At 69.9% G+C, this 26,442-nt stretch carries 21 protein-coding genes and 3 pseudogenes; 13 read left to right on the top strand and 11 right to left on the bottom strand.

Annotated features, from left to right (window positions below):
• Window positions 1–534 precede the first annotated feature (534 nt).
• The 4 genes from AC07DS_RS17045 to AC07DS_RS17030 all read left to right on the top strand — a co-directional run bounded on the left by AC07DS_RS17045 (window position 535) and on the right by AC07DS_RS17030 (window position 4,194).
• Entirely contained in the window at window positions 535–957 is a 423-nt protein-coding gene (locus AC07DS_RS17045) for a hypothetical protein (protein WP_479146063.1), read from the top strand.
• Between the two features lie 375 nt (window positions 958–1,332).
• Window positions 1,333–1,986 carry a hypothetical protein gene (locus AC07DS_RS17040; RefSeq protein WP_479146061.1) on the top strand — a complete coding sequence of 218 codons (654 nt, stop codon included), beginning with the start codon at window positions 1,333–1,335 and terminating at the stop codon, window positions 1,984–1,986.
• 430 nt (window positions 1,987–2,416) lie between these two features.
• A complete protein-coding gene (locus tag AC07DS_RS17035) occupies window positions 2,417–3,256 on the top strand; it encodes a hypothetical protein (protein ID WP_479146060.1) in 840 nt (279 codons plus the stop codon).
• Between the two features lie 62 nt (window positions 3,257–3,318).
• Complete coding sequence (locus tag AC07DS_RS17030) at window positions 3,319–4,194, top strand: DciA family protein (RefSeq protein WP_479146058.1); 876 nt, start codon at window positions 3,319–3,321, stop codon at window positions 4,192–4,194.
• A gap of 586 nt (window positions 4,195–4,780) precedes the next feature.
• Here AC07DS_RS17030 and AC07DS_RS17025 read toward each other — a convergent pair.
• Window positions 4,781–4,903 carry a hypothetical protein gene (locus AC07DS_RS17025; protein WP_479146056.1) on the bottom strand — a complete coding sequence of 41 codons (123 nt, stop codon included), beginning with the start codon at window positions 4,901–4,903 and terminating at the stop codon, window positions 4,781–4,783.
• 98 nt (window positions 4,904–5,001) lie between these two features.
• On the opposite strand from AC07DS_RS17025, the gene AC07DS_RS17020 reads away from it, so the two are divergent.
• From AC07DS_RS17020 to AC07DS_RS17005, 4 genes are read left to right on the top strand one after another with little or no spacing between them, the layout of a single operon-like run.
• Window positions 5,002–5,532, top strand: a complete 531-nt coding sequence (locus AC07DS_RS17020) for a hypothetical protein (RefSeq protein WP_479146055.1) — start codon at window positions 5,002–5,004, stop codon at window positions 5,530–5,532.
• A gap of 36 nt (window positions 5,533–5,568) precedes the next feature.
• Entirely contained in the window at window positions 5,569–6,612 is a 1,044-nt protein-coding gene (locus AC07DS_RS17015) for a helix-turn-helix domain-containing protein (protein WP_479146053.1), read from the top strand.
• Window positions 6,605–6,916 (top strand): hypothetical protein, encoded by a 312-nt coding sequence (locus AC07DS_RS17010; protein WP_479146051.1) that lies wholly within the window; start codon window positions 6,605–6,607, stop codon window positions 6,914–6,916. The genes AC07DS_RS17015 and AC07DS_RS17010 overlap by 8 nt, the downstream gene beginning before the upstream one ends.
• Window positions 6,913–9,423, top strand: coding sequence for a helicase associated domain-containing protein (locus AC07DS_RS17005; protein WP_479146049.1), 2,511 nt, complete (start codon window positions 6,913–6,915; stop codon window positions 9,421–9,423). The genes AC07DS_RS17010 and AC07DS_RS17005 overlap by 4 nt, the downstream gene beginning before the upstream one ends.
• Window positions 9,424–9,489: 66 nt before the next feature.
• On the opposite strand, the gene AC07DS_RS17000 is transcribed toward AC07DS_RS17005, so the two are convergent.
• Window positions 9,490–9,984, bottom strand: coding sequence for a hypothetical protein (locus tag AC07DS_RS17000; RefSeq protein ID WP_479146048.1), 495 nt, complete (start codon window positions 9,982–9,984; stop codon window positions 9,490–9,492).
• 105 nt (window positions 9,985–10,089) lie between these two features.
• On the opposite strand from AC07DS_RS17000, the pseudogene AC07DS_RS16995 reads away from it, so the two are divergent.
• Together AC07DS_RS16995 and AC07DS_RS16990 are read left to right on the top strand one after the other, a co-directional pair.
• A pseudogene (locus AC07DS_RS16995) lies at window positions 10,090–10,335 on the top strand (DciA family protein); the annotation flags it as partial.
• Window positions 10,336–10,510: 175 nt separating this feature from the next.
• The gene (locus AC07DS_RS16990; RefSeq protein WP_479146279.1) at window positions 10,511–10,993 is read left to right on the top strand and encodes a hypothetical protein; all 483 of its coding nucleotides are present in this window, start codon (window positions 10,511–10,513) and stop codon (window positions 10,991–10,993) included.
• Between the two features lie 102 nt (window positions 10,994–11,095).
• On the opposite strand, the gene AC07DS_RS16985 is transcribed toward AC07DS_RS16990, so the two are convergent.
• The 3 genes from AC07DS_RS16985 to AC07DS_RS16975 all read right to left on the bottom strand — a co-directional run bounded on the left by AC07DS_RS16985 (window position 11,096) and on the right by AC07DS_RS16975 (window position 14,585).
• Window positions 11,096–11,596 (bottom strand): hypothetical protein, encoded by a 501-nt coding sequence (locus tag AC07DS_RS16985; protein ID WP_479146046.1) that lies wholly within the window; start codon window positions 11,594–11,596, stop codon window positions 11,096–11,098.
• A 786-nt stretch (window positions 11,597–12,382) separates the two neighbouring features.
• Entirely contained in the window at window positions 12,383–13,048 is a 666-nt protein-coding gene (locus AC07DS_RS16980) for a YdcF family protein (RefSeq protein WP_479146273.1), read from the bottom strand.
• Window positions 13,049–13,745: 697 nt separating this feature from the next.
• Window positions 13,746–14,585: a hypothetical protein gene (locus AC07DS_RS16975; protein WP_479146045.1), complete on the bottom strand. Its 840-nt coding sequence runs from the start codon at window positions 14,583–14,585 to the stop codon at window positions 13,746–13,748.
• A 361-nt stretch (window positions 14,586–14,946) separates the two neighbouring features.
• Here AC07DS_RS16975 and AC07DS_RS16970 point away from each other — a divergent pair.
• A pseudogene (locus AC07DS_RS16970) lies at window positions 14,947–15,129 on the top strand (helix-turn-helix domain-containing protein); the annotation flags it as partial.
• A gap of 407 nt (window positions 15,130–15,536) precedes the next feature.
• Here AC07DS_RS16970 and AC07DS_RS16965 read toward each other — a convergent pair.
• The 6 genes and pseudogenes from AC07DS_RS16965 to AC07DS_RS16940 all read right to left on the bottom strand — a co-directional run.
• Window positions 15,537–16,510: pseudogene (locus tag AC07DS_RS16965) on the bottom strand (transposase); the annotation flags it as partial.
• Window positions 16,511–16,683: 173 nt separating this feature from the next.
• Complete coding sequence (locus AC07DS_RS16960) at window positions 16,684–16,845, bottom strand: hypothetical protein (protein ID WP_479146043.1); 162 nt, start codon at window positions 16,843–16,845, stop codon at window positions 16,684–16,686.
• Between the two features lie 229 nt (window positions 16,846–17,074).
• Window positions 17,075–17,650 carry a hypothetical protein gene (locus tag AC07DS_RS16955; RefSeq protein WP_479146041.1) on the bottom strand — a complete coding sequence of 192 codons (576 nt, stop codon included), beginning with the start codon at window positions 17,648–17,650 and terminating at the stop codon, window positions 17,075–17,077.
• An 826-nt stretch (window positions 17,651–18,476) separates the two neighbouring features.
• Window positions 18,477–20,285, bottom strand: coding sequence for a hypothetical protein (locus AC07DS_RS16950; protein WP_479146039.1), 1,809 nt, complete (start codon window positions 20,283–20,285; stop codon window positions 18,477–18,479).
• 3 nt (window positions 20,286–20,288) lie between these two features.
• Window positions 20,289–21,215 (bottom strand): hypothetical protein, encoded by a 927-nt coding sequence (locus tag AC07DS_RS16945; protein WP_479146037.1) that lies wholly within the window; start codon window positions 21,213–21,215, stop codon window positions 20,289–20,291.
• A 235-nt stretch (window positions 21,216–21,450) separates the two neighbouring features.
• Window positions 21,451–21,750, bottom strand: coding sequence for a hypothetical protein (locus tag AC07DS_RS16940; protein ID WP_479146036.1), 300 nt, complete (start codon window positions 21,748–21,750; stop codon window positions 21,451–21,453).
• A 497-nt stretch (window positions 21,751–22,247) separates the two neighbouring features.
• Between AC07DS_RS16940 and AC07DS_RS16935 the strand changes: the two genes are divergently transcribed.
• Together AC07DS_RS16935 and AC07DS_RS16930 are read left to right on the top strand one after the other, a co-directional pair.
• Window positions 22,248–25,121, top strand: a complete 2,874-nt coding sequence (locus AC07DS_RS16935) for a DEAD/DEAH box helicase (protein WP_479146271.1) — start codon at window positions 22,248–22,250, stop codon at window positions 25,119–25,121.
• Window positions 25,118–26,398, top strand: coding sequence for an SWIM zinc finger family protein (locus tag AC07DS_RS16930; protein WP_479146034.1), 1,281 nt, complete (start codon window positions 25,118–25,120; stop codon window positions 26,396–26,398). The genes AC07DS_RS16935 and AC07DS_RS16930 overlap by 4 nt, the downstream gene beginning before the upstream one ends.
• The last annotated feature ends 44 nt before the right edge of the window (window positions 26,399–26,442 follow it).

The following is a 26,442-nucleotide window of genomic DNA, read 5'->3' as shown; positions in this document are numbered from 1 at the left end:
GCGATCGCTCCTCGCTTCTCCTGCGCGGGTTCACCGGACGCGAGGGTATCGGGCGTGCGGTGACGAGCGACGGCTCGCGGAAGACGTCCCCAAGAGAACGGGACGCCGACCCGAGGTGCCGGACGGGCCGATAAACTGGAGCTTCGGTTGTGGTCAGGTGCAAGCCAGCACCGAGGGGCGGAATGCGGTGACGGGCGACTTGAGCGACGAGCGGCCGACGGAGACCGTCCTGACGGGAGGTCGCATGGCAATCGGAGTGGTCCGGATGGGCGACACCGTGCGCAAGCCGTCGACCGACGCGTCGCCCTTCGTGGCCGAGCTCCTGAACCTGCTGGAGGCGACGGGCTGTCAACGGAAACTTTGAGGGCGGCGGAGCGCCCGGCGCGGGGCTTGCACGAAATGGTGTTTCCCCAGCTCAACGCCAGTGACCTCTATACGGTCAGAACGCCGTTTGGCATCTGCGGGAACGTTGGTCGAGGAAGCTGACAGACTGGTGCAGGGCGGCTCTGGTCGCCCCAAGTCAGAGAGGACCTGATGGAGTCCCCCGAGCTTACGACCCCGGACGCCGAGCCCGGTGAGATCTACCTGCTGAGCGGTCAGCTGATGTTCATGCCCGGCCACCCCAGCATCCGCTGCGTGATCCGCAACCAGAGTGGTGCGCGTTGTGTGACCAAGCTGCCGGGCCTCACCACCTGGCGGGAGTCGCTGCTCGGGCTCCCCACCAGGGGCGGCTTGCTCTGGGTGCGCGCCACACAGGTGCCTGACCACCTCACCGACCAGTACGTGGCCCAGCACTGCACCCGTCACCACACCGCTGCTACGTCGCTTGCGGACGACATCTCGCCGCAGTGGGAAGACTTTGACCCTCATCGACACCCCGGTGCCCACGCGCTCTCTCTCCCGAGGGGGCGGTGGACCGCCCTCCCCTTCGACGACGGACTGGCCTTCGGCCCTTGATCGCCCGCACCGAAATGCGCACGCAAGCGGGGCAGGCGGGCAGCCCATCATGAGGTGAGGCAAGAACGGAAGAGCGGACCTGAGCCCTAGTGGTCAAGGTTCAGATCTATCCGGGGTTTCGTGCACCGTTTCGAACACCCCCCCGGCGCGACGGCCTGCACCCTCGCGAACGGCATGACGCCGCCGGGTTGCGCCAAGATTTCCAGGCGGGTGACGGGGGGCAGGGCTTGTCCGTTGACGGCTCCCTCGTTTGCGGGAGACGCCGGTGCTGTGGTGCGGGACCGGCGCTGCCACCCTCTAATCTATTACTCTGTGTACGAGAATGAACACTCTACGTATCGAGTGCCGACGCGTCGGCCCTTCTTGATGCGGGAGTTGTACGACAGGCTGCCCGGCGTCGACGATCGGATGCGCTATCTGTCGGATCCCGCCGATCCGACAGAGTACGAGGACATCGCAGACGCGCTGTGGGATGTCTTTCTGACCGCTCGCAATCTGGCCCCGTCGCGCAGCCCGACCGGGTGTCGCCGGCATCCCGGCGGCCCAGTGGACACCGAGGCGCCGCAAGGGTGGGGCCATTGCCTGCTGTGCAACCGCAGTCGCCGGGTCGGCAGGCCCAACGTCAAGGCGGCCGAGGGCGGGCCCGAGAGCCTGTGGGCTGTACCGGGCCCTCCGTACACACACGCGGCACTCATGGACACCCGTACCGCGCTGAACCACGCAGTGCAGGAACTGGACTACCGGTCCCCCGATGAGGCGTTCCAGGACGTTGCGGACCTGGTCCATGCGGCGTTCGTCATCGCCAGGGAGCTGTCACGACCCCGCACCACCGGATGTCGGCACCACCCCGGTGCGCCCGTTGACCAGCCGCCCCAGGCGGGCCACAGTGCATCTTCTGCGGTTGCCCAGAACCGCCGCCACCAGCTCGGGTCGCCGACCGTCTCGGTCCGGCCCAGCCGTCCACTGCCGAGGGTGCGTCCTCCCGCAGTGCGCCACTGGCAGACGCCCCACCCGCCCATCAACCCCTGACCGGCACTCTCCCCAAGGCCTCGACCATGTCCCTGCCCAGCGACCACCCGCCACCGCCGAACAATTTGGCGCTCAGGCACACGCCGCCCTCTGCGGTTCGGCCTACGTCGTGAATGGCCCGTCCCGAGGTCTCTTTCATCAGACCGCGCTGGCCGGGGAGGAGGGGGCACACCATGCGTCTGCCGGGCGGTACCGAGGACGTCACGCCGTGGGAGGAAACCTTCGCCTGCACCCATGGCGGCAACGAGTACATAGAGATGGTGACGCTGACCGACGCTACCTGGGGCGTACGAGAGCATGCGGTCGACCGACGCGGCCTACTGTACGAGCGCATCCGCCTGTTCCCCGGCATGAAACCGGCGCGCCGCAGCGACCGACTGTATGCCGGTCGAGTAGTTGATGGTGTAGACGTGCAGAGGCGGGAGTTCAGGTGCCGAAGAAAAAGCAGAAGAAGCGGTCACGCCGCGCGGGGCGTCAGCCGGTCGCACAGCGGGAGTTGGTGCCCCAGCCCCGGATGAGTGACCCCGCTGAAACCGCCCGTCCGGCCGACGACTTGGAATTCTGGGATCCCGACCCTGCGCCGGACTTCTCGCGCGGCGGCGCCGCGGTGGACCTGAAGTTCGCCACCGGAACGATTCCAGCCGTGCGACTCGGCTTCGGCGAGCTGTTCGCGCAAGAGCGACGGGGCCCCATCCGTCAAGGCTGGGGCTACACCGTTGAGCTGCCGGCCGTGCTGGAACTCCTGGAGCGGATCGGCGACGGGCGGGTCACCGCGCACGATGCACGAAGCGTCCTGCTGAAGTCAGCCGACCTGCTGTACGACACACTCCGTTGCTGGGAGTCCGAAGACCCTGACGAGCTCCGCAATGCCTGCCGGGAGGCCGGGGGATGCGTGATGTGCGACCAACGCCGCTCGTGGTTCGACGCGATGCTGGATGGGGCGGACGACCGCTGGCAGCGGCTACAGCAGCCGGAGAAGTACCCGTTCGCCGCAGGCCGGCAAGGCCTCCACGAGACTTCGTGTTCCGTCGTCAGGCGTGAGATGCCGCCGGACTACTCCCGGCCGACGGGCGAGACCTACGTGGCGGCGCTGAACGCCTTCAGTCACTCCGTCGACCCGCACTACGGGGAGGACTTCGAGGGAACCCGCAGCTATCCACGTTTCGACGTCATGACCCCGGAGGAAGCCCGGGCGTGGATCGCCGAGCGGACGGGGCCGAAGGGCGGCCGGAACTACAAACGCTGCCAGCGGTGCGCTCCTGCTGTGTGAGTGCCCCGACCAAACCCGAACCGTATGGTTTCCGCAGCTCCGCGTACTGGAAGGTCATGCCGATGGACTTGGAACGCCCGGACTGGTTCGACCGGGCCGCCGAATGGTGGCACCCCGTCGTGGGTGACGACGTGGCCCGTCATGTCCAGCCCGTCGGCGTTTCCTCCGACAGCCGCCTGCACGTGCTGTGCTCCAGTGAGGCCTGGTCCGTCAACATGAGGCTTCTTGCACCTCGTGTCACCGAGCGCCTCAATGAGGAACGTCCCGACGGCATTCCCGCGATGGCGGGGATTGCCGTGTTGAAGCCTCGCCCGCTTCCCGATGAGGTGACCCGGCGATGGGCGGACTTGGTCGGAGGAGATCTTGCCGACGCGGTCCGCCCGCAAAGCCTTATGGACTGGGGCCAGGGGCTCGTCACCGAAGCCGAGTCGGCTCACGCCCGTGATCTGCTTGCCCGGCGTACGCCCGTCGTTCTCGCCCGCCTGCGCGCGATGTTGCCGGACAGCACCATCGTCCGGCTGGCGGAAAGCCGCCTCAGCACTGTCTGGGTGTTGATCGCTTCGTCGCCCGAGTTCTCCGACCGGGAGGCCCTGGAGAACGTGCTTATGGACGTGTGGCACGACGCGACGCAGACAGTCGGCCCTGAACACCAGTTGTATTTCTTGCACGCCGGTGAGACGGCGGCTGACCAGATGGTGGAGGAATGGGTAACGGGTGTCCGAGACGCTGATCTGTCGGTACCACTGCGCGTCGACACCATGGTGTACCCGGCCACGGTGGACAAGAGCGATCCAGATGCGTCTTGCCGACGGAACGAGTGGCTGGTGGGCGAGCATCGCGATCTGTGCGTGGTCTTCGCGGCCAGGGACGACGAGAAGCTCCCGCTCGTCGAACTCGCCCGTGCTCGTGGCATGACCCTCTGGCAGCACGTGCAGTGACGGTGGAAACGGCTGTACCCCGGGCGGCATCGTATCGAGACGCGTACCCGAGTGGTGTGGCAAGGCGGCGGGAGGCACCAACGCCGACCGCGCGGCTGCCCGCGAGGCAGCGGTGTGCAGCCGACTCGCAGACGTGTGCAGTTGGAGGGGATCGGCGCAGGCCCGGCACGCGTGGGCGTCTGCTGACGGCTTGGTTCAGCGAGACCGCCACGTGCGGACTTCAAGGTGGATGATTTGGGCTTCCTCACGAATTCGTCCGGTTTCCACGAGCCACTGGTGGATGGCAGCAGTGACGTCCCCGTTCGCCGCGTCGACGCGGCGAACGAAGTCGAAGGCGTCGAAGCCGCCTGTGGCTCGTGGAAACCGGACGAGCGCTCCTTGGTGTGGTCGGGGCGCTGGACGACGTCGCGGCGGGTGCCAGGTGAGTCGGTACGGCTGCCGGAGGGATGCAGGTAGTCGGCCTTTGCGAGTCGGACGGTGAAGGCCAGGCGCAGCTGCTGTTCGGCGGCCTTGGCGATCAGGGGGCGCAGGCGGGTGGAGCCGGAGGCAATCGCCTGGGCGCCGACGCGACCCGTACCCGAGCCGGTCACTGGCCACAGTGCGCCAACTCCTCGGCGAACGCGGCGATCGCCCAGTCGCTGTATCCGTAGAGCGGGACCGCTTCGCGCACTCCGAACCCGACGCGCGAGGCGAGTCGACGACGCGTCACGGTAGACCTCCTGCGCCACACCCTAAAATAGGGTGTAGTCTTTGGCTGCCGGGCAGGGGAGCAGCCCCAGCCCACTCCGTAAGTGACTCGGAGACAAGATGAACACCATCGCAGCCGCCGTCGAGGCCCGCGTCACCGTGGCCATCATCCGTGCCTGGTGCCGCATCGGCGCCGTCGCCGCCGTCAAGACCGCCGGCCGCTGGGTCGTCGACACCGCCTCCCTCGCCGCCCGGATCGCCATCGGCAAGATGATGCGTCCCGCCAAGCCCGTCGCCCTCACCACCGAGGCGCTCGTCGCCATCGACGGCCGACGCTGGCAGAAGAACGGCATGGACCGCGTCTACATCAGCGACTGGGCCGAGTTCGCCGGCCTGGAAGCCAGCTACCACAAGACCGGCAGCGTCTGCGGCGCCTCGTCCCAGGGCCGCTCCATCGCCAACGGCCGCGTCGGCGGGATCGTCTCCGTGATCGAGAAGATCTGGTTCGACGCCGCCGACGGTCAGCTCCACGCCCGCTACTACGAGGGCGCCCGCTGCTTCGAGATTCGCTTCCATAACGGCGTGCGGCAGACCTTTGACCTGGTCGGTGCGACCTTCGCCGGTATCAAGGCCCCCGTCGCCGCCCTCTGATCTTTCTCTCAAGACTTCCCTGAAAGGGGCCCGGCCGTGAGCGTCAGCATCATCGAGTGCACCAACCCCACCGAGCTGTACCGTCACTACGACGGCCAGTCCGAAGCTCAGCCCGCCTACATCGAGCTGGATCTGAGCGAGGGGACTCTGCTCGCCGATTACAACTCGGAGGTCGGCAACGCCGTGTCCGGTGCGGTCCGTAACGGATTCGAGCGCCGATACACCATCCCCGTCCTGACCGCCGAGGCAGCGAACCGGGTCATACGGGAGATCGCCCCGCTTGCCGAGAGGATCCTCGCCGACTGGGAAAAGGTCTGGGACGGCAACAACATGGTCGCCGAGCTTGGCGAGGACGCGCAGGCCGCCGAGGGGGAGATCAGGGAACACCTCGGCCTGAACAGCGGGTACGGGAGTGTCGGCGGAGAAACCCAGGGCTTCGACGAGATCGACATCGTGGCCGTGTGGGACACGGACGGCGCCACCAACGGCGACGAGGCCAATGAGTACAACATCACCGCCGACACCACCGACCAACGGCTGGACGCAATCGCAGCCGAGATCACCCAGGACATGGCCGACTGCGTCACGCAGACGGTGAACGACACCCGCACGCCCGTTGCCGTAGTCCCCGGCATCGGCGACTACCTGAAGCAGCTGCGTGACGGGCTCGCCGACGAGGACCCGCTGACGCCGGCCGAGGTGCGGATCGCCCGCGAGTACCTGGGCCTGACCGGCGACAAGATGGCGGAGAAGCTCGGCGTGAACCCGCGCACGCTGCGCTCGTGGGAGCAGGGCCGTGACTCGATCCCTGGACGTATCCGCCCCGAGATCGCCGAGCTGAAGGCTGCCACCGACGCGGCCGTCGCCAAGCTGGCCGCCAGTCTGGAGGACGCGGACGACGACACGTTGATCACCTACCGCAATGATGACGAGTACAAGGCCGGGGTGCGCGGCACCCCCTGGTCTCAGGGCTGGCACGGTTGGGCGGCGTCCTGGCACCGGCAGGTCTGCGCCCGCGTCGCCGCCCAGACCGGGGCCCGGATCGACTTCGCGGACGACGAGGGCAGCACCGATGCGTAAGACGCCGCGTGACGAGCCCGTCGTTGTGCCTGGCGAAGGAGCCACAGCCCTGTACCGGTTCTTCGGCGACGAAACCTGGGTGGAATCGCCCGGGGAGCTGCTTGCCGCAAAGGCCGAAGACCTTGAACCCGAAGAGGTGCTGCGTGGCGGCGTCCAGACGCTGAGCCAGGCGGCCCGCACCTGGTCCCGTACACGAACACAGGCCGTCATTGACGCGATTTCCCGGTGCAGCGCGAAGCCCGCCCCCACTCTGGAAGGCTGGGCCGGTGTCGGCCTCGCTGTCGTGACGGAAGGTGCCCGATGACCAACCCCACGCCGGTGGCCCTGCGTCCCTATCAGCAGGAGGCTGTCGAAGCGATCACGCTCGGCCTGCTGGACGGAGGTACCGGCCAGTTGCACGCCGCGTGCGGCAGCGGCAAGAGCCTCATCGGGCAGCAAGCGGCCATGCGCCTGCTGCCCGGCGGCGGCCTGGCCGTGAACCTGATGCCATCTCTCGCCCTCGTCGCCCAGACCATCACGGTCTGGCGGACGCTGCACCCGAAGGCGCTGCCGCTGCGCGTCCTGGCCGTGTGCTCCGATGACACCGTCGCCGATGCTCCCGCACACCTCACGGACATCGACGCCGAGGTAACCACAGACCCGGCCGTGATCGCCCAGTGGATGAGGCTGCCCTTTGCGGGGCTCAGCCTGATCGTCGGGACCTACATGTCGGCCGACCGGGTGCACAAGGCGCAGGACGCCACCAACATCACCTCGGATCTGCTGGTACTCGACGAGGCGCACCATCTGACCGGCGACGTAGCGATGCCGGGCCGGAAGATGGTCGCAGCGTCGTACCTGCCCACGCGGCGGCGCCTGTACATGACGGCCACTCCCCGCATCGCCGGGGCAGGGCAACGGCAGGCCGGGACATTCGTCTCCATGGATGACACCGCCCTGTTCGGCAAAGTGCTGTACGCGTACCCCTTCAGCAGGGGGATCGCCGAAGGCTACTTGGAGGACTACCACCTCTACGTGGTCGGGATCCGGGAGGAGACCGCCCGGCAGTTACTCACTGACCAGCAACGCGAGTACGTCGACGGCCCTGGCGCGCCAAGCCTGCAGACGCTGGTGGCACAGGCCGCGCTGCTCCAGGCCACCGAGCGATTCGGGGTCCGTCGCGCCATCAGCTTTCACCACCGGATCGAAGCTGCGCAGGAGTTCTCCAGGACCCTGCCGTCCCTGGTCCGCCGACTCCGGCCGGACAGCGAAGCCCCACGGTCCGCCGCCGTCCACGGCGAGCAGCCACACGCACTGCGCGAACAGATCCTCGACGGGCTGCGGACCCCGCCGGAGAACAGCTGGGCAACGGTCGCGAACGTACGCTGCCTGAGTGAAGGCGTCGACGTGCCGGAGATCGACGGGATCCTGTTCGCGCACCCCAAGTCCAGCGAGGTCGACATCATCCAGGCCGTGGGCCGCGCACTGCGCCCCCACAAGGAGTCCACCGGCCCAGCCACAATCGTTGTCCCACTGATCGTCCCCGGCGACGACAACGGGGTCGGCGACATCGACGCCGGCGACTACGAGACGATCTGGCGTGTGGTCCGCGCTCTGCGCGCGCACGACGAGCCCCTGGGTGCCGCTCTCGACCGGCACCGCAGCAACGTCCCGGGCTTCAACCCCCAGCTCCCCGACAAGATCACGATCGAGTTGCCGCAGGGGACCTCCCGCACCATCCTGGAACAGCTGCAGCTGATGCTGGTCCGGCAGACCACCTCATCATGGTGGGAGGGGTACGCCGCCGCCTGCCAGTACCGGCAGGACAAAGGGGACCTCCTGGTCCCACTGCGCCACAAGGACGCCCACGGGTTCGGCCTCGGTCAATGGGTTGTGAAACAGCGCCAGTTCCACGGAAAAGGCTGGCTCCCTGCGGACCGCGTCGAAGCCCTCGACAAGATCGGCATGGAGTGGGATCCGGGCGAGGCCCGCTGGCGGGCCATGTACGTGCAAGCGGTCCGGTGGCGAGACCAGCACGGCAACCTGGACGTGCCCAACAACCAGGGACAGCTGGGCGACTGGGTCTGCAAACAACGCGTCAACCGCCGTGCCGGGACACTGGCCGATCACCGCGTCCGGGCGCTGGACGAACTCGGCATGACCTGGGAACACCGCCATGCCGCCTGGCAGCGCAACATCCATGCGCTGATCGCCTATGCGACGGAGCACGGCACCACCGAGGTACCGCAGCGGTTCGTCACGGCCGACGGCATCAGGCTAGGCGCGTGGGTGTCCCAGATGCGCGCCAAACACGGCAAGGGCGTGCTGCCCAAGCAGCGGGTGGCAGACCTTGAGGCGGCTGGCATGGTGTGGCGCATCGGGCTTCTGCCCTCCCAGACTCGCGCGCTGGAGGCAGCCCGACAGTGGCACGCCGAACACGGCGACCTGAACGTGCCGTACACCGGACGGGCAGGAGCGGTGCGTCTGGGGACATGGCTGTCCCGGCAGCGGAAAGCGAAGGCTGCCGGCGAGCTCGACGAGGCCGTCATCGACGCGCTCGACGAACTCGCGATGAGCTGGGACGCACCCCCCCGTCGGATGCCTGAGCAAAGCGCTGGAGGGCAAGCCACGGCTGCGAAATCGTGGCCCCGCGGGCTCGCGGCAGCGAAGGCCTTTCACGCCGAGCACGGGCACCTCCGCGTACCAGCGAAGACGGTGGTGGAAGGGCTACGCCTGGACGCCTGGCTCAGTCGGCAGCGCGCCGCCCGCCGCAACGACCGTCTCGCTGCAGATCAGATCGCGGCACTCGATGCGCTAGGAGTGCGCTGGTAGCGATGTACGCAACGGCCTGCACCGGTGAACGTGACGTCGAGCTCCCGTCCCAGGGTCGGCCGGAGCTCAGGACGGTGTGCGGGGCGGCCGATTGAGGCGGAGCAGGGTGCGGCTGGGGATGTCGGACTCCACGCCGATGCCGAGGCTGCTGAAGAGGGAAATGTCCTGGTCGCCCAGTGCCTTGGCCGCCCGCACCGTATCCGCCTTGTCAGGGTAGATCGAAAGGCTGACGGGGCCGGGATGCTGGGCGACCCGGACGAAGAACTCGCGCTCCTCGCCCATGGAGCTGGTGAAGCGGATCGCGAGCCGGAACGGCGTGGGCAGGCGGCCGTTGAGGATGAGCAGGACGTGCTGGTGGTCGGGTTCGACCCTCCAGCGGGCGTCGATGGCAGTACCGGTCGACTGGATGCCGGTAGTGGAATCCAGCGCCGCCTCCGTGTATGCCTCGTCAAGGCCTGGCACGGTCAGCCGGTCGACGGGAACCATCAGCATCAGGTTCGGGCCGAGCGTGAGGAACAGAGGGAAGGCCTCGGCATCGATCACTGTCATCTCGTGGGGCACCAGCCCATGGTAGAAGGCATGACCGACACGGCGGGCCCTGGCCGACCGGGCTCCGGACAGACCCTGTGGTCCCCCCAGGGGCCGGCGAAACGTGCGTGATCATAGGTGACCTGTGAGAGGAGGGCGGCACGAGGCGTGGCCCTGGCACAACCGGAGTGGTTCAGTGATCTTGACGCATGGTGGACGACGGCAGTGGGCGATGACGTCGCCCGGCATGTTGAGCCGGTCGGGACGGATGACCGTGGACGCCTGCATGTGCGCTGCTCGAGCCCCGCCTGGCGGACGCAGACCCGTCTGATCGCCGGTGGGATGACCATACGGATCAACGAAATGCTCGCCGACGGCGCGCAGGTGCAAGGCATCATCGTGCAGACCGTCCCCTGGACCGGTTCCCCGGATCATCCGGGACCGGTGGTCCGACATCGTGGGGGAGGACCTCGCCGACCAGGTAGAGCCGCACCTGCTCGGCGCCCAGGGACAGGAACCGTGGACGCTGGCAGCATCGGCCTGAGGGCGGGACCAGGCCATGAAGCGCGCCCCACAGATCCTGGCCCGGATCCGCGACGTGATCGGCGTGCCGTGCACCATCACACGCTGGGTCCCCAGCACGCTGAGGCCGGTCGTGGTCCTCGTTGCGGGGTCGTCCCTGCTCACCGACAAGCAGGCCGTCGAGGAACTACTGCTGCAGACCTGGCACGACGCGGTCGATGCCTTCGGGACCGAGCACACCCTGGTTCTGGAACACGGCGGTGGGACACCGGTCGACCGCATCGTCCACGAGTGGGTCGGCGCACTCCGACTGCCCGATGGCACAGGCCCGCTGTGCGCTCCCCTGCCGACTGATACCGCACGGCACCAGGACCAGGCACACGACATTCGCAACCAGCAGATGGCCGTCAGGCGCCCCGACCTGTGCCTGGTGCTCGTCAGCCGCACCGACGAGGTACTGCCACTGGAGAAGCACGCCATCGCCGACGGCGTCCCCCTCCAGCGTTGCCTCGTCGCGTGACAGAAGAACAGTCAGGTGCGGCGCAGCACCGGTGTCGCCGCCAGCTGACGTCGAGGTATGACCATCGGCAGGGACGGCCGTCCAAGGCCGGGTGGCGAGATGCTACGCGCAGGGCCAGCCGAGGGTGGTGCACAGGTCCTGAAGGAACTGCCGGTCGGCCGCCGGCAGATGGGGCGAGAGGCCGACGCCGATGTCGGACAGGCCCGGCTGCTCCAGGCTCTGGCGCAGGACGGCGAGCCCGGCAAAGGGATAGTCGGGCGTGAAGTGCTCGCAGACGGCGACTCGCTGGGCCCACACGGCGCCAGGGCGCATCCAGGCGGCTCCGTAGCGGGAGACGTCGACCGCGAGGAGCACCGGCGCGCCGTCAAGGGAGCGACCCTGGGCCGCTTTCTGCGCGCCGCGTCCGGCTTCGAACGCGGCGTACTCGGCGGCGCCCAGCGGGCCGTCGAGCGTCCCGGCGGTGACTTCCCAGCGCACCGCGCCGTTTCCCGGGCAGACCTGGACCGTGATCTCCACGGGCCCGGCGTTCTTCGGGTCCTCGGCCCGGAACACCTGGGCCACTGCCGGGCTGCCCGCGCCGAGGGCGTCGGCCTGGGCGCACACGGCCGCCGCGGCCTTGTCGGCGATCTCTGGCTGTATAGCGGTCGAATGCGAGGTCGACGTCGAACCGGCCTGCGCTGGCCGTCTCCACGTGCTCGACGAGTTCGCTGATGTTCTGCGGCGCACGGGCGGTCACCTCGACCCCGGCGTAGACGTCGCCTGACCGGGTGAGCAGGAGATCGGGGTTCGGGACCCTGGTGTCGCCGAGCCGGTAGTCGATCCCGGCGTTGGCCAGAGCGAGGGCGAGAGCGAGCTCGGCCCGCATCTCCAGGAGTTGTCCCATCGAGGTCAGCTGCCCGAACTCTGCGATTTTGCTGCGCCAGCGTGGGTCGCCGGCGCCTGCGGTGTCGAGCGGGGCCGCCATCGTCTCCAGAGCGTCCAGCCCTGCGAGGACAGCCGGGTTCGTCCCTGCGGCGGCTTCCATGGCCCGTACGGGATGGGTGGGGGAGGCGCCGGTGAGCCACCGCTGGAGCACCGGGTGGGCGGCGGGGGCTGGGGTGTGCCGCTGGTCATCGTGCCGATCTCCTCGGTCTCGCCCGGCCTGCGGCCGGGGTGGGCAAAGACGCCGTTTGGGCCGTACCGCGTCCGGTGCGGCGCCTCGCTGGCGCGCCGCACTCGAACAGGCCGCGCGACGGTACTGACCGGCGGGACGGACGGTGGCACCTCCACCGACCGCATCAGTGCTCCAAGCCCTCCAGAACCAGCCCGGAACTGCGTGCTGAGGTCCCCGGCGCGCCCGGCCGGGCGAACACAGCGTTGGCACTCGTGCTCTCGCTGTCCTCAGCCGCGTCATGGTCTGCGCTGGTCAGGCGCGAGCAGGCGGCTGTCGAATCCGTCGTCGGCCAGTCGGCGGAAGGCCGCTGCCACCCCCTCCGGGACCTCCTGGGGGAGGGTGAAGCCCTGCTCGGGGTACTCCATCACCCGCTGCAGTGCGCCCACCAGCATGTCGATGACCAGCTTCGCGTCGCCGATCCGCTCGGCATAAGCGGCCAGCCCCACTGGTTCCGAGGCGCACACCACCTCGACCTCGGGCCATATTTTCCTGAACGTCGCGTACGAGCGGCGCTCCTCGTACGGCTTGCACACCACCAGCACCGACTCCGGCACGATCCCGGCCTCGGCCAGTACCTGTCGGGAGAAGATGGCGTTCTGCCCGGTGTTCGCCGCATCCGGCTCGATCAACACCGCCTCCTTGGGCACACCGAGCTCCAGCGCGTGTGCGCGGTAGTGCATCGCTTCACCCCGCGGGAAGCGTGCCCTGGTCGTCGGGCTGTTGCCGCCGGTAAACACGATGACGGGGAACAGCCCCTGCTGGTAAAGGCGCACTGTATGGGAGGCGACGCCCAGATCGTGGCTACCCAGGCCGATCCCCGCCGAGCACGGCCGCAGTTCGTGGTGCAGCCGGTGGTAGTCCCAGATCAGCTCCGCGTCTCGCCACTGCTGAGCGGAGATCATGCGCCGTCCGTCTGAAGCCTCGGTCACGACATGACTCCTGATCGTCTTCCTGGATCGCCTTGCTCTGCCCGTCAGGAGCCTGCGCCGTCACGCTTCCCTCCAACGGATCTCTACCACGCCCGACGACGTCGCCAATGCAGCCTAGCGGCACCCATGGGCAGCGATCGAAGAACATCACTCCTGCCTGACTCCTCGTATGTCAGCGGGACGCCGAGGCACTGCGCGTACGGGCCCAGGTCCAGCCCCCGACGACAGGCCGGCCCGCCGCCACATGACCAGACCGGCCGTGGGACTCGGGCGGCGTGCCCGCCCGCATCGCGGAGGTCTTCCAGCCTCTTCCTGCATCCGCCTGGGTCCGCCGGTGTCAAGTGGTGTCCGATTCCGTCCGGTGACCTTCGTGGGCCGGGCCCGGAACACTCGCCGTCGGCCCGACGCCCCGGCGTCGTGTCCTTGCTGGTGTGCGGCTGTGGTACCCGCTTGCTGACCTGGTCGTTTGCGGGTTGTGGGGTACCGGTTTGTGGCCTGCGCTCGGTAGACCGCAGGCAGCCTGCCGTCTGTCGCCGTGCCCTCGTCGGACGGCGGTGCGGTACGTCCCGCCGCTGTACGATGCAGCCTCGCCGCGCCCTGAACATGCTGGCCACTGCCTGGAGCCGCTGTGGATCCGGGATCACCGCGCCCGAGCCGCTGACCGGTCTGGTCAGGTGCCGGGGGCGGGTGCCGTCCAGTTGTGGTAGCGAGCGGCGTGGCGTCCGGGCCGTTCGGACATTGCATCAGCGCACCTTTGGCTGCATGCCTGGCCGAGGTTTGCCGGGATCCATGACGTGTCGTCGAACGGGCTGGCGGGGTGTCGTGCACCGCACTCGTCGCAGTGGTCCGCGTAGCGGCCGGCGCACAGGGGGTCGACCGCGGCCCGGAGCAACTCCTGCCTGTCGGGTGCGTGCTGGTCGTACCAGCGCCACGCCTGCTCCCGGTCGTCGCTGTACAGCGTGCTCTCACCGGGGTCGTCACCCGCCCACACAACGGTGACCGTCCACAGGTTTCCGATCACCGCGTCGCCAGCGTCGTAGAAGGTGTGACGGTGCCAGCTGGCAGGACGCTCCGCGTCGGGCGGAAGGGTCTGGGCCTCCACGGTCTTGTCGACGCGTACGGCCGCCAAGTACGGCTCCACTCTGGCGGCGAGGCTCCATGGGTCCGCAAGGGGGGTTTGCAAGAGAATGGCCACCGCCTGCCCGGCTGCCTCGGTGCCCCGCGGTACATGGGGAAGGTCGTCGTCATGGACGCGTTCGACCGCGTCACCGAGCCCCGACGGACCCATGAGGTCCCCGAAGACGGTGAGTCCGTCGTCCCACCTCGCCCACTCGCCGTGGGCACCGATCATGGTTAGCCGAGGGCCCGTGTGCCATTGCAGCTCGCACCAGTCCCAAGTCTCCGACCGAGGCTCCAGCCAGGTACGAGCGTGGCCCGGGTCCGTGAACTGTACGACGGCCGTGTCCCTGCGCATCCGCATGTCCGCGAACCGTCGGGGGAACTCGATCACCCGAGGATGTTCGCGAGCGACGACGAGGATCTGCGTGGCCCCGTCAGGAATCGAGTTCTCTTCGTAGTTGTCCTGGCCCATGGTGCCTTCGCGTTCGATTCCGATCAGTGTCTGCGACCTTCCTGCCCACGGCGGTGTCGTTGGCAGGGGTGTTGCAAAGTATCCCCGCAAGGCCACCCCGTGTACGCAACTGGCTGGTGAGGGTGGCGAGTTAGCCTCGCCACGGCAGCTCTACCCGAGGCGAACCCCGGGCTGCGCGTGAGAAGTTGAGGACGGCACTGGTCAACGCCGGGTGACGTCAGCGCAGGGCGGCACCAGTAACTGTTCACAAGTCCGACGATGCGACGGAGAGGGAGCCGACATGCTGGGAAGCCGCGTTCACGTCAAAGGGCCGGCCAGAGCGAAGCTCGGGGCCGAGTTGAAGAAGGCGTACAGCAGGGGGGCCTCGGTCCGGACCCTCGCGTACGGCTGCGGGCGCTCGTACGGGTTCGTGCACCGCCTGCTCACCGAGGCCGGCACCGTCATGCGCACGCGTGGCGGCTCGAACACCCGCCCCTGCACCGAATGCGCCCGCGAGGGTGAGCGGATCGCGGATTACAGCGGGCGGTCAGCAGTCTGGACTGCAGGGCCGAGCTGCGGGCGAGCCGAGCAGGAAGCGCAGCGGGAACTCGGGAGCGAGGCCACGCCGCGTGACCCAGCTGGAGCTGCCCAGGAAGCTGAGGCATCCCGGGCAGCGTCGTCTTCGCTCCCGCGCGTCGGGCTGGCCACGAGGTGTCAGAACATCTGACAGCGACGCCGCTTTCGTGGTCCGTTCCTACCCACAGGCGGGGTCAGTCCGTCTCGTCTCCGTGCCGGCGGCCGTGGAACATCATCGAGGTTCCGCCTTCAGGCAGGTACCAGCCGTCCGCGGCCATGTACGGCGGAATGTAGACACCTCAGGCGCTCAACGTGTCAAGCAGCTGCGGCGAGAGCGGTCGGAAAGGCCGTGTGTTCGTCGAACAGGGTGTGGTGCTTGAGGCAGTAGTCGAGCTGGCCAAGCATGCGATTGAAGAGGTTGCGCTGTGCGGCGGCGTGCCAGTCTCCGTGGTCGTCGCGGCGCCTCCGGCAGTGGGCCTTGGCACCGGGCGAGGCCGTGATGGAAGCGAAGGCCCAGAGGTATCCGGCGTGGTTGAGCCGGTCGTTCTTCACCCACCGACGGGTGATGCTCGACTTCTTGCCGGAGGCCCTGGTGATGGGTGATGCGCCGGCGTATGCCTTCAGGCCGCGGGCGTCCGCGAAGCGGGCCTTGTCGTCTCCGATCTCGGCGAGCACCCGGGCGCCGAGCTGGACGCCGAGGCCGGGGAAGCTGAGGATGATCTCAGCGTCCGGGTGCTGAGGGAAAGCCTCTTCGACCGCCTCGGCGAGGTCGTCGGCGGCGGTGCAGGCGGCCTCCAACTGGACCAGGAGCGCGAGCATTTGCTTGCCCAGCGCGTCTCGACCAGCGGCGGCTGGTGAGCGTAGTCGTCGCGGAGGACGCCACGCAGCCGCTCAGCCTCGGCCGTGATGCCGCGCTTGCGGCCGGCCCGCTTGAGTGCGGCCTCCAGCTGCGTGCGGGTCAACCTGGCGGCCCGGGTCGGCGTCGGGGCCGCCTTCAGAAGCTCCCGGGCCTCCGGCCGGCACAGGCCATTGCGCCAGGGGTCGAAGGCCGCCAAGGCTGCCGGGTAGTACTCCCGCAGCAGCGAACGGAGCTGGTTGGACAGCTGCTGCCGGTTCCAGAGTGAGTCCTGCTGAGCGCGGGCGAGGACGGCGATGGCCCGGCCGAGGTCGCTGTCGCCTGGCAGCGGCCGGTGGGCGTGCATGTCAAATATATTGATAAACTCAAAGGGGATGCGCGGTAGCGCATCCCCTTTGAGTTTATGATTTCGGGTTTTGTTGTGGGCAGGGCGCGAAGCAGACCAGGGGCTGCAGCCTCGCAGCGCTGCCTGGGCGGAGGGCCCCCTGCGGCCCGCTGACGTGGGAGGTCAGCGTGTGGGGCCCCGCCGCCGCGACCACACGCGCGCCCAGGCCCGCTGAAGGGGTAACGGACGACGACACCACAGCGCGCGCCCCCACGCTCCCTCTACAGCAGTTCTTCCTCGGCCCGCACGTAGCCGAAGTTCCGCGCCATGGGCAGGAGTACGAGGGGGACCGGGAGGGGCAGCCCGGGTGCCCGGTGGGTGCTGTGTGTGGTGGTCGGCGGCCGGGCGCCGGTCGCGGTGGCCGCGCCTGCGTGGCGGGCCATCAGGGCCGCCGGCGGGGCTGGTGAGGGCGGGGGACCACTGCGCCCTGCACAGCACCCTCCTGTGACCGCCCTCACCGGGAAGGCACCGCGGACCCCTCGTGCTGAGTACCACTGCAGGGGAACGCACTGCTCCCGCCCGGTGTGTGACGCTGGACGGAGCAGCCACCCTCGGGCGCGGTCAAGTACCCGGCTGAGGTGAACCTGCCCGAGTACCCCAACCGGGCTGCGGCTACTTCGACTTGTCTCCCCAGCGCTCCCGGTCGACGCCGCGTTTCTCCAGGAATCCGCGCATGGCGTGCGACAGCGGCGGCTGGATGAGGAAGTCGTTGCCGTAAGCGCCCTCGAGGTCGGACCACGCGGTCTCCATGAGGCGACGGCCGCGCTCGAACGGGTGAAGCCAGATCCAATCCAGCTGTCGCCGCCCCTCCACCGTGGACAGGCCCGCGGCGCCGGCCGCAATCGGGAAGGTGGCCATCGTCTCCTGCGCATCGAACAGGACCACCTCGGCCTTGTTGAGCTTCCCCTCGTAGTCGACGAAGTCGGCGTCGAACGGCGGGAAGTCGTAGCCGAGTTCTCTGCGCCAGCACTTCCCGAACGCCTCCACGACCTTCCGGAGCCGCGCGTCGTCCGTCGCGCGGATGAGGGCGTGCCCGTGCTCGGGCTTGTCGGCGTACAACAGCGGATACATCTTGATCGTGGTCCGCGCCCCGGCGCCGTCGGCGCGCGGCCACCACGCGGCGAGTTCCTCGCGCCGTTCGGCGATGATGGCCTTGCGGGTCGCGGCAGGGAGATCATTGAGCGACATACAGCCATCCAAGCCGACCCGGTCTCAGACTGGTACGAGTCTGCACGAGAGCGTCAGCTGAGCATCCTCCACACGCAGCCCCCGCCTAGGACCCCCGACGCGCCCGGCCAGCGCCCCGGCCGCCGCGCCCCCCGGACCCGAGACAGAGGAGACCTGCGGGGAGCCGCCTGCCGCGGTCTGCTCCCGGCGGGCAAGGTAGCCCGCCTGCGTGACGCGCTCACTGGCTACCTGACGGCCAAGCGGAGTGAGTTCTACCCGGGCGCCGTCGGGCGAACAGGCAAGCAGCCACAGGCCGGAGAAATCGGACAGCACCGAAGTGACCCTCTCGGCGAACTCGCCCTGGACGGGCGCGATTGCGTGCGCGCGGTGCGGTAGCCGCCGTTCGCTCTCGGCCAGGCCGCCCAGATCGACTCCGGCGCTCCGACCTAGCAGCTCCTCGGAGGCCACGTCCCGTTTCCGGGTTGCAGCGCGCGGGTGCAACGTGTCAGGCGAGCTCGAGCACGACGCGAGACCAGCGCGGATCCTGGTGGCCCGAGCGAGTCCGGAACGTTCCCGCCGGCGCCAGCAACAACAGGCCGCGCGGGCCACCGAAAGGAGTTCGCGGCCTCCTCGGAGGCTTCGGACGCCAGACCGTTTCCGGGGCCGACGCGTTCTGACCTCGCCGACACGGCCAGGACTACCGACGCGGGGGAGACCGGCCGAGTGACCGGCCCGCCCTGCGCACGGGGCCAGCACGGGCTGGACCGCCATCCGTGTCCGACCGGGACGGCGGTCCAGCAGGACCCGGCCGACTATCCTTCGCCCCGGCGGCAGTGCGCGACTCCTGTTACTCCTCTTCGCCGGCAGGGGGCAGAACGTGCATATGGCGCTGTGCCGGGCTGACGGAAGCGGCGTTGGGGACGGGAACCGGCTCGTACGGCTTCCACAGGGGGGCCTCCCGGTGATGGTCACGGTCCCAGCGAGGTGCACCGACCAGCGCGACCACCCGGTTGAGAGGGACCCGGACCGGGCGGTGCTGCCCGCCGGGCTTGAGCGTCAGTTCCCCCTCCCCGACGTCGTCGAGGGTGCCGTACAGGCTCGCCCAGACACCTTCGGCGCCCTCGGGCCCGCAGCGCATGTCGAGGCGCAGCACCTGCCAGCCCAGCCACCGGTGCAGCTCCTTGAGGAACGCGGTCTCCTCGCTGCCGCCCGGAATCCAGCAGCCGTAGCCGTCGCTCAGCGCGGCCGCAGTCCGGGAGGCTCGCTCGTTGGCGTCGCCGCGCTCGAGCCGGTGGCTCGCCGCGGCGCGGGCGCGGCGCTGCTCCTCGACGGCCGCCGGCACCTCGGCCGGGCCGCTGTCGGCGTCCGAGGGCAGCACGGGGAAGGCGGTGCGCAGCAGCTTCAGAGCTGCGGTCTGGTCGGTGCGGCGGCGGCCGGTGATGGGCCCGCCGGCCACGAACCGGGGCGGGTAGTGCCCGCCCTGGGCGGCCTGCTCCTTCTCCAGCTTGGCGACGATGTGCCCGGGCGCGGCGATGACCGCCGAGTAGGAGGGGCCGGTGGCATCTCCGATGTCGCTGAAGTAGTCGCGGCGCCGAAACCCGAAGGGGACCAGCGGGCCGAGCACCTGGGATGCGGCGAGGTAGGCGATAGGGGCGTCCCGGCCGTTCGTGAGCGGCCAGTCGTGGACGAGGAGCAGCCGCACCGCCGTCTGCGCCGACTCGGCCTCGAACTCGGCCTCCAGCCGCGCACAGGCCTCGGTGACCGCGCGTGGCCACCACACCGCCAGCTCATGATCGGCCCAGGCCGACGGGCTTTCGTACCCCTCGCCCGGGGTCTGCGGCGCGGGGAGGCGGGTGACGTCCACGACGCGCGCCCCGGCCAACTCCCGGGACACGGCGTCCTGCACCAGCCCGGTCGTGCGGGCGGCGCCGATCCCGCGTGAGCGGGCCGCCAGCCACACCCCGCAGACCAGCTGCCACACGTCGACTTGCGGCTGTGACTCGTAGCGCTGCGGGAGCCGTGCGGACTTCCCGGCGACCGCGGCCGTCACCTCGGCCAGCACGCGCCGCTCCGCGCTCCCGGCCGTACGGCGCACTGCATCACGGGCGCCGTTGTAGGCGTCGACCTCGGGGCAGTCGGCGGCGTACCCGGCCAGGAACTCGGCGAAGCCGGCGGCCAGTTCCTTGCGGGCCTGCGCCAGCGCCCGGGCGTCCTTGGCCAGCTTGCGGTCCGTGCGGGCCCGCTTGAGCCAGGCGGCGAACTGCTCCTCCTGCCCGGGCTGCTGCTGGGCTGCGTATCGGGCGTAGCCGAGCCAGGTGCGCACCGCCCGGTCCGCCCGGGCGCGCTGGAGAGCCACCGCCCGGTCGGCGGTGAACGCTGCGGCCCGCCACAAGGCGTCCGGAGCGTCCGGCAGGGAGACGGAGCACTTCTTGCAGATCTCGCCGAACACCTCGAACAGCGGGTAGGTGGCCGCGTCCGCCGCGGGCCGGGCGTGGCGGCAGCCGCCGTAGGAGTAGCGCCGCAGTTCGGATGGGGGGACGTGGTACTTCCCGCCGCCACCGCCGGTCAGGGCGACCCGGACGGCGGCGAGCGCGGGCAATTCCACGCCCAGGATCTCAAGGCTCTGGGCGGAGATGGCAGGAAGGGACTGGGCCACGGCTCAGCCCTCCTGTCCGGCAGCGGAGGTGGAGGGCTCCCTGTCCGAAGCGTCGGGCTCCGGGTTGTCGGCGGCCTGGAGGTGGTGGCGGGCCAGGGCGTCGGCGAACTGGGCCGAGAACTCGACCAGCTCGGGAAGGGTGTAATCCGAGGTGAGGGCTCGCAGCATCATGGAGACCTGGATCTGTGCCAGATCGAAGGCGAACCGGTGTTCACGGGCCTGGTCGAAAGCTGGCAGCGCGCGCCCCGCGTCCCCCGCCGCCACGCTGCCGCAGGCCCTGGCCCACAACCGCAAAGTCATTGGCAGCGTCGCCTCCGGCACTCCGGCCAGAATCGCCATGGTGGGCAGGTCCCACACGTCGCGGTGGAAGACCTCCTCGGCGGTGGTGAATCCGTCGGTGAAGTCGACCGCTCCCACCATGCCCCGCCAGTGCTCCTGAATCTGCTGTTCCAGCTGGGCCAGTGAGGTCCGCCATTCCCCGTGTGTCTGAAGGCCCCGGCCCTGGTTGAAGGACGCGATACATCCGGCGCCCAGATAGAGCCAGGCCGCCGCGAGGTCCTCGCGCTCCGCCTCCTCGCAGTACGCAGCGAACTCGGCGCGCTCTTCGGCGTCCTCGTCCTGGGCGACCAGGTCGGCGACGAACAGGGCGGTGAACCGGCTGAGCACGGCCAGGGCACGCTCGGCCCAGGGGGCGAGTTCCGACAAGGGCACGGGCGTGGCGGGTGTCTCCAGCAGGGAGGCGTCGGCAGCGAGCAGGATCTCAACGGCCCGTTCCCGGCTGGCCTTGTCCAAGACCGCGGGAAGCAAGCCCTTGCGCGCGGCCTCGGCGACCCGCCGCAACGCCTCCTGGTAGCCGCACCCGCAGGCCCGGTTCAACGCCCGGGCGATCTGCTGCTGGTGGCTGATGTTGGTCTTCTTCTTCGGTGCCATGACGAACTCCTGCACATCCCCGCGATGCCGTCCCACCACAGCAGCCGCCAGGGAGCGTACGAGGCGTCAAGGACAAACCGGTACGACCAGGCACGTTCGCATCCGAGCGGCCGCTCGATTCACCCTCGACCAGAGGTGGGCCCGGCCGCGGCGCGCACCAGCGAAGTACGCCACCACGACGATACAGGGCAACAATCGCACCGCGTCCCGTGACGGCCGACGCCCAAGGCGCCCGTCAGCGGCGGGCTTCCGCGGCCGCTTTGCGCTTGGCCTCGACCTCGGGCGGAAGCGGGAGAACCGGCGCGGCGCCCGGGTTGGTCGGCCCCTCGTCACGGACGCCGTCGGGCCCGGCGACGGCCGACCAGCGGCTGACCTCACGGACCTGGTGCGCGGAGACCTCCCACAGCGAGTGACCCGCCCACATCGAGTCCGCGCCGCCCATGTCGAACCAGTTGTCGAGCTTAGCGAATGCGCAAGCGTCAGCATCGGCGCTGACCTGCGGTGACACGTCGCGTATGTGTCCGGGACGTGTCACCGCACGGTTCCTCAGCCTTCGGCCCCTTCAGCCCCTGCCGGGTGTCAGAACGCTGCGGTCACGGGATCGACTCGGTCGCGCTCGGGGGCGGTAAAGACGGTGTGGGGCCTACCAGCACCCGCTCTTCCCGACCCAGCCCTCCACCGTGCCCCGCGGGCCGACATCCCCCAGCCGCGCGCCACCGGCTAGTACGGAATCCCGACTCAGGCCCCAAGTTGCTCGAGCTCGGCAGTCGCGCAGGGGCAGTCGATCGCCTACTCCTCCTCCTGGTGTCCGTCCCTGCGGCCCCCGGCCACGGCCGAATCAGACACAAGCCAACAAGCCAAGGTGGTGACGGGTTTTCGGAGGGCACGCCGCTCGATGGGGTGGGGGTGGTTGCATTCCCGGCCGCTCCGTGTCTTCCCACCGCTACGCTCGGTGAGCGCGGGGCGCGGCCCTTGTGGCCCGCGGTGAAGGAGCAGGGGAGGCGGCAGTCCGTGGGATCCGTTCCGGCAGCCATGACGATGTCCGGCGGTAGTCCGGCCGCGCTGACGGCGGCGCGGATGGCCGCACTGGCCGAGTGCGCCGCGGTGTTCATCCCGTCGGATCCTCCGAGAGAAGGGCGTGTGGCGTTCTGGCGCCGGGACGCAGCGGCTCCGCCAGGGGCTGGGGAGTCTCTGAGCGTGGTGCGCCCCCACGGCACCTCGGTACGCCGGCGGGAGGTGCCCGCCACCGTGATGCCGGTGGCCGAGGCGCTGGCGGTTCTCACTCAGGCGCGCCGGATGCCGGGCGCGGATCCGGCGGCCGCGTTCTGGGGCGCGGCCACCGTGCTTGCTCTGCAGCTGCTGGCCCGGGGCCGGCTGCTGCCCGGGGTGAGCCCCGCAGGGTTCGACGCGTGGCGGATCGGCCCCTACGACGCAGATGACATCCCGCGGGTCAAGGAGTTGGCGGCCGCGATGCCACCCGAGGCCCGGGCGGTGCCCGCCCAGGGCGCACCGGCGTTGGAGCTTCCGGCGGCCGAGCCGCTGCTGCGGGGTTTTCTGGACGCGGTCGCCGATGTCCTGGCCCGCACTCCGGCGGGCGCGCTGGCCGCGGGAGGTGAGGCATGGACCGTGGCCGCCCCGCAGAAGGTGCCGCACCAGCGTGAGTGGGCGGCTGGTGTCGCGGCAGGCATCGACGCGGGGACCGCGGTCTCCCTGCGGATCGAACTGCCCGGCCCGGGCGAGGGGAGCTACTCCTGGGACGGTGGGGACGACGGCGCGCAGGACGAGGTGCGGGCGGTCGTCCAGCTGCACCACCTTGCCGAGGCCGTGGTCGCCGACGCCCGCGTAGTCTGGGCCGGCCAGTTGGACGCGGCCGCGCTGTTCGGTCCCTCGGACCGCGCGGAGGCGCTCCTGGCCCTGGGGCGGGCCGCCCACGCCTGGCCGCCGCTGGCGCGTCTCCTTGAGATGCGTGTACCTGCCGAACTCTCCCTGTCTGATGCGGAGGTGTCCGACCTTCTCGGTGACGGCGCCGCCGCTCTGGCGGCAGCGGGCGTTCAGGTCCACTGGCCCAAGGAACTGGCCCGTCAGCTGCTGGTCCGCGCCGTCGTCGAACCGACCGAAAAGACGGCATCCGACCTGCCGTCCCTGCTGTCGGCCGACGCCCTGCTCTCCTTCCGCTGGCAGATCACACTCGGCGGCCGGGAACTCGACCCGGCCGAGCTGGAACGCCTCGCCGAGGCCAAACGGCCCCTGGTACGGCTGCGCGACCAGTGGGTGCTCATCGACCCCGCCGTCCTGGCCCGCGCCCAGAACCGCAAGGCCCGCGACCTCACCCCCGTTCAGGCGCTGGGCACCGTCCTGGCCGGGAGCGCGGACATCGGCGGCGAACGGGTGGAGGTCACCGCGGGAGGCTGGCTGGCGGAGCTGAAGGAGCGCCTCGCCGACCCCGAGGCAGCCGCCCGCCGGAGGCCGGTGCCGCAGCCCGCCGCTCTGGACGCCACCTTGCGCGACTACCAGCTGCGGGGCCTGACCTGGCTGCACCAGATGACCTCGCTCGGCCTCGGGGGCTGCCTCGCCGACGACATGGGACTCGGCAAGACGATCACCCTCATCGCCCTGCATCTGCACCGCATGCAGGACCCGGCGACCGCCGGGCCGACCCTGGTGGTCTGCCCGACCTCGCTGATGGGCAACTGGGTCCGAGAGATCGAACGGTTCGCGCCTGGCACCCCCGTCCGCCGCTACCACGGCACCAAGCGCAGCCTGGCCGACGTCGGCGAGGGCTTCGTGCTGACCACGTACGCCACCATGCGCCTGCGCGCGACAGAACTCGCAGAACACCTCTGGGGGCTGGTCGTGGCGGACGAGGCGCAGCATGTGAAGAACCCGTTCTCGGCGACCGCGAAGGCCCTGCGCACCCTGCGGACCCGGGCCAGGGTCGCGCTCAGCGGCACTCCCGTGGAGAACAACCTCTCCGAACTGTGGGCCTTGCTCGACTGGACCACCCCCGGGCTGCTGGGCCCCTTGAAGGTGTTCCGTGACCAGTACGCCCGCGGCGCCGAGAGCGGCCAGGACCCCGAAGCGGCCGGCCGCCTGGCCGCGCTGGTCGCCCCGTTCCTGCTGCGCCGCAAGAAGTCCGATCCGGGCATCGCGCCCGAACTGCCGGCCAAGACCGAGAGCGACCACCCGGTCACCCTCACCAAGGAACAGGTGGCCCTGTACGAGGCGGTGGTCCGCGAGACGATGGCCGCGATCCGCGAGAGCGACGGTATCGCCCGCCGGGGCCTGGTCCTCAAACTCCTGGCCGCGCTGAAGCAGATCTCCAACCACCCCGCACAGTTCCGGAACGAAGAGCCCTCCGGGGCGAAGACCGCCGGCCGGTCCGGGAAGCTGGAACTCCTCGACGAACTGCTGGACACCATCCTCGCCGAGGAAGGCTCCGTCCTGGTCTTCAGCCAGTACGTCACCATGGGCCACCTCATCCAGGACCACCTGTCCCGCCGGGGCATCCGGGCCCAGTTCCTGAACGGCGCCACCCCCGTGACCCGCCGCGAGGAGATGGTGCGCGCCTTCCAGGCCGGTGAGGTCCCGGTGTTCCTGCTCTCCCTCAAGGCCGCCGGTACCGGCCTGAACCTCACCCGGGCCAGCCACGTCATCCACTACGACCGCTGGTGGAACCCCGCCGTCGAAGAACAGGCCACCGACCGCGCCTACCGCATCGGCCAGACCCAGCCCGTCCAGGTCCACCGCCTGATCGCCGAAGGTACCGTCGAGGACCGCATCGCCGAACTCCTCCAAACCAAGAAGGCCCTGGCGGACGCGGTACTGGGCGGCGGGGAGAGCGCGTTCACGGAACTGAGCGACGCCGAACTCGCCGAATTCGTCAAACTGAAGCAGGCACACCGATGACCCCCACAGCCCCCGACGACCGACGACGGGATTTCCCGCCCCTGCCCACCGCCCGCGGCAGCCGCTCCTTCGCCGAAAGCTGGTGGGGCAACGCCTGGGTCGAAGCTCTCGAAGGCCCGACCCGCTCCGCGACCGGGCGCCTCGCCCGCGGCCGGACCTACGCCCGCGCCGGAAACGTCGGCCCCATCACCGTCACCCCCGGCCGCGCCACCGCCCACGTACAAGGCAGCCAACCCCGCCCCTACCGCACCTCCATGGACATCCCCACCCTCACCCAGGGCGCCTGGGACGTCCTCCTCGACGCGGCCGCCGCCCAAGCCGGACACCTCGCCGCCCTCCTCGACCGCGACATGCCCACCACCCTCGCCGAAACCGCAGCCCAAGCCGGAGTACGCCTCCTGCCCCAGCCCCACGAACTGACCGCCAGATGCTCGTGCCCCGACTGGGGCGACCCGTGCAAGCACGCCGCCGCCCTCTACTACCAGGTCGCCCGCCTCCTCGACCGCGACCCCTTCGTCCTGCTCCTCCTGCGCGGACGCGGCGAGAGCGAACTCACGGCGGACCTCCACCGGCGCAACGCCGCCCACACCACGGCTCCGCCACCGCCGGGCGTACCCGCCCGGAAGGTGTTCGCGGCCGCCCGCGCCGGACTCCCGCCGCTGCCCGCGCCACCACCACCCGTCGACCACCCCGGCCCGGTACCCGAACTGACCTCCCGGGTCGCCCCCGCACCCGGCCTCGACCCGGCCGCCCTGCGGTTCCTGGCCGCCGACACCGCCACCCGCGCCCGCCAGATGCTGAACCAGGCCCTCGCACCCTCCCCAGCACACCCGCAGGACCTCACCCCCACCACCCTCAGCACCGACGACGACCTCGTACGCCTCGCCGCCGCCACACCCCCCGCCGAGATCTTCACCCGGCTGTGCTGGAGCGCGCACCGCACCCCCGCCTCCCTCACCCGGGCCGCCCGCGCCTGGCAGTACGGCGGGGCCGCGGCCATGGAGATCCTCGACACGAGATGGGACCCGGACCCGGCCTACCTGCGTGCCGTGCGCGAGGAGATCAAACAGACCTGGGACGCAGAGCGGGCCCCGGCGATACGCATTGCAGGGAACTGGCTCACCGTGAGCGGGCACGACGCCCAACTCCGCCTGGGTACCAGCGGTCACCTCTGGTACCCCTACCGCAAGAAGCACGGCACGTGGTGGCCGGCCGGGTTCCCCGACCGGGACGTCACGGCCGTGCTCAGCGACCTGCTCGAACCGAGGGCTGAATAGCTGGTGCACCACGGGCCGGGCACCTCCAGACCACAGCCGCGTGC

Source organism: Streptomyces sp. NPDC044064, assembly GCF_056434245.1.
This window is presented reverse-complemented; position numbering and strand designations above follow the sequence as displayed.

Bases quoted from the DNA above. Each gene is read 5' to 3' on its own strand.
- AC07DS_RS16960 (WP_479146043.1), bottom strand. From the start codon at position 16,845: ATGGCCCGCCACGCAGGCGCGGCCACCGCGACCGGCGCCCGGCCGCCG.
- AC07DS_RS16935 (WP_479146271.1), top strand. From the start codon at position 22,248: ATGACGATGTCCGGCGGTAGTCCGGCCGCGCTGACGGCGGCGCGGATG.
- AC07DS_RS16945 (WP_479146037.1), bottom strand. From the start codon at position 21,215: ATGGCACCGAAGAAGAAGACCAACATCAGCCACCAGCAGCAGATCGCC.
- AC07DS_RS17020 (WP_479146055.1), top strand. From the start codon at position 5,002: ATGAACACCATCGCAGCCGCCGTCGAGGCCCGCGTCACCGTGGCCATC.
- AC07DS_RS16990 (WP_479146279.1), top strand. From the start codon at position 10,511: ATGAAGCGCGCCCCACAGATCCTGGCCCGGATCCGCGACGTGATCGGC.
- AC07DS_RS17045 (WP_479146063.1), top strand. From the start codon at position 535: ATGGAGTCCCCCGAGCTTACGACCCCGGACGCCGAGCCCGGTGAGATC.
- AC07DS_RS16955 (WP_479146041.1), bottom strand. From the start codon at position 17,650: ATGTCGCTCAATGATCTCCCTGCCGCGACCCGCAAGGCCATCATCGCC.
- AC07DS_RS17010 (WP_479146051.1), top strand. From the start codon at position 6,605: ATGCGTAAGACGCCGCGTGACGAGCCCGTCGTTGTGCCTGGCGAAGGA.
- AC07DS_RS17030 (WP_479146058.1), top strand. From the start codon at position 3,319: ATGGACTTGGAACGCCCGGACTGGTTCGACCGGGCCGCCGAATGGTGG.
- AC07DS_RS16980 (WP_479146273.1), bottom strand. From the start codon at position 13,048: ATGATCTCCGCTCAGCAGTGGCGAGACGCGGAGCTGATCTGGGACTAC.
- AC07DS_RS16930 (WP_479146034.1), top strand. From the start codon at position 25,118: ATGACCCCCACAGCCCCCGACGACCGACGACGGGATTTCCCGCCCCTG.
- AC07DS_RS17005 (WP_479146049.1), top strand. From the start codon at position 6,913: ATGACCAACCCCACGCCGGTGGCCCTGCGTCCCTATCAGCAGGAGGCT.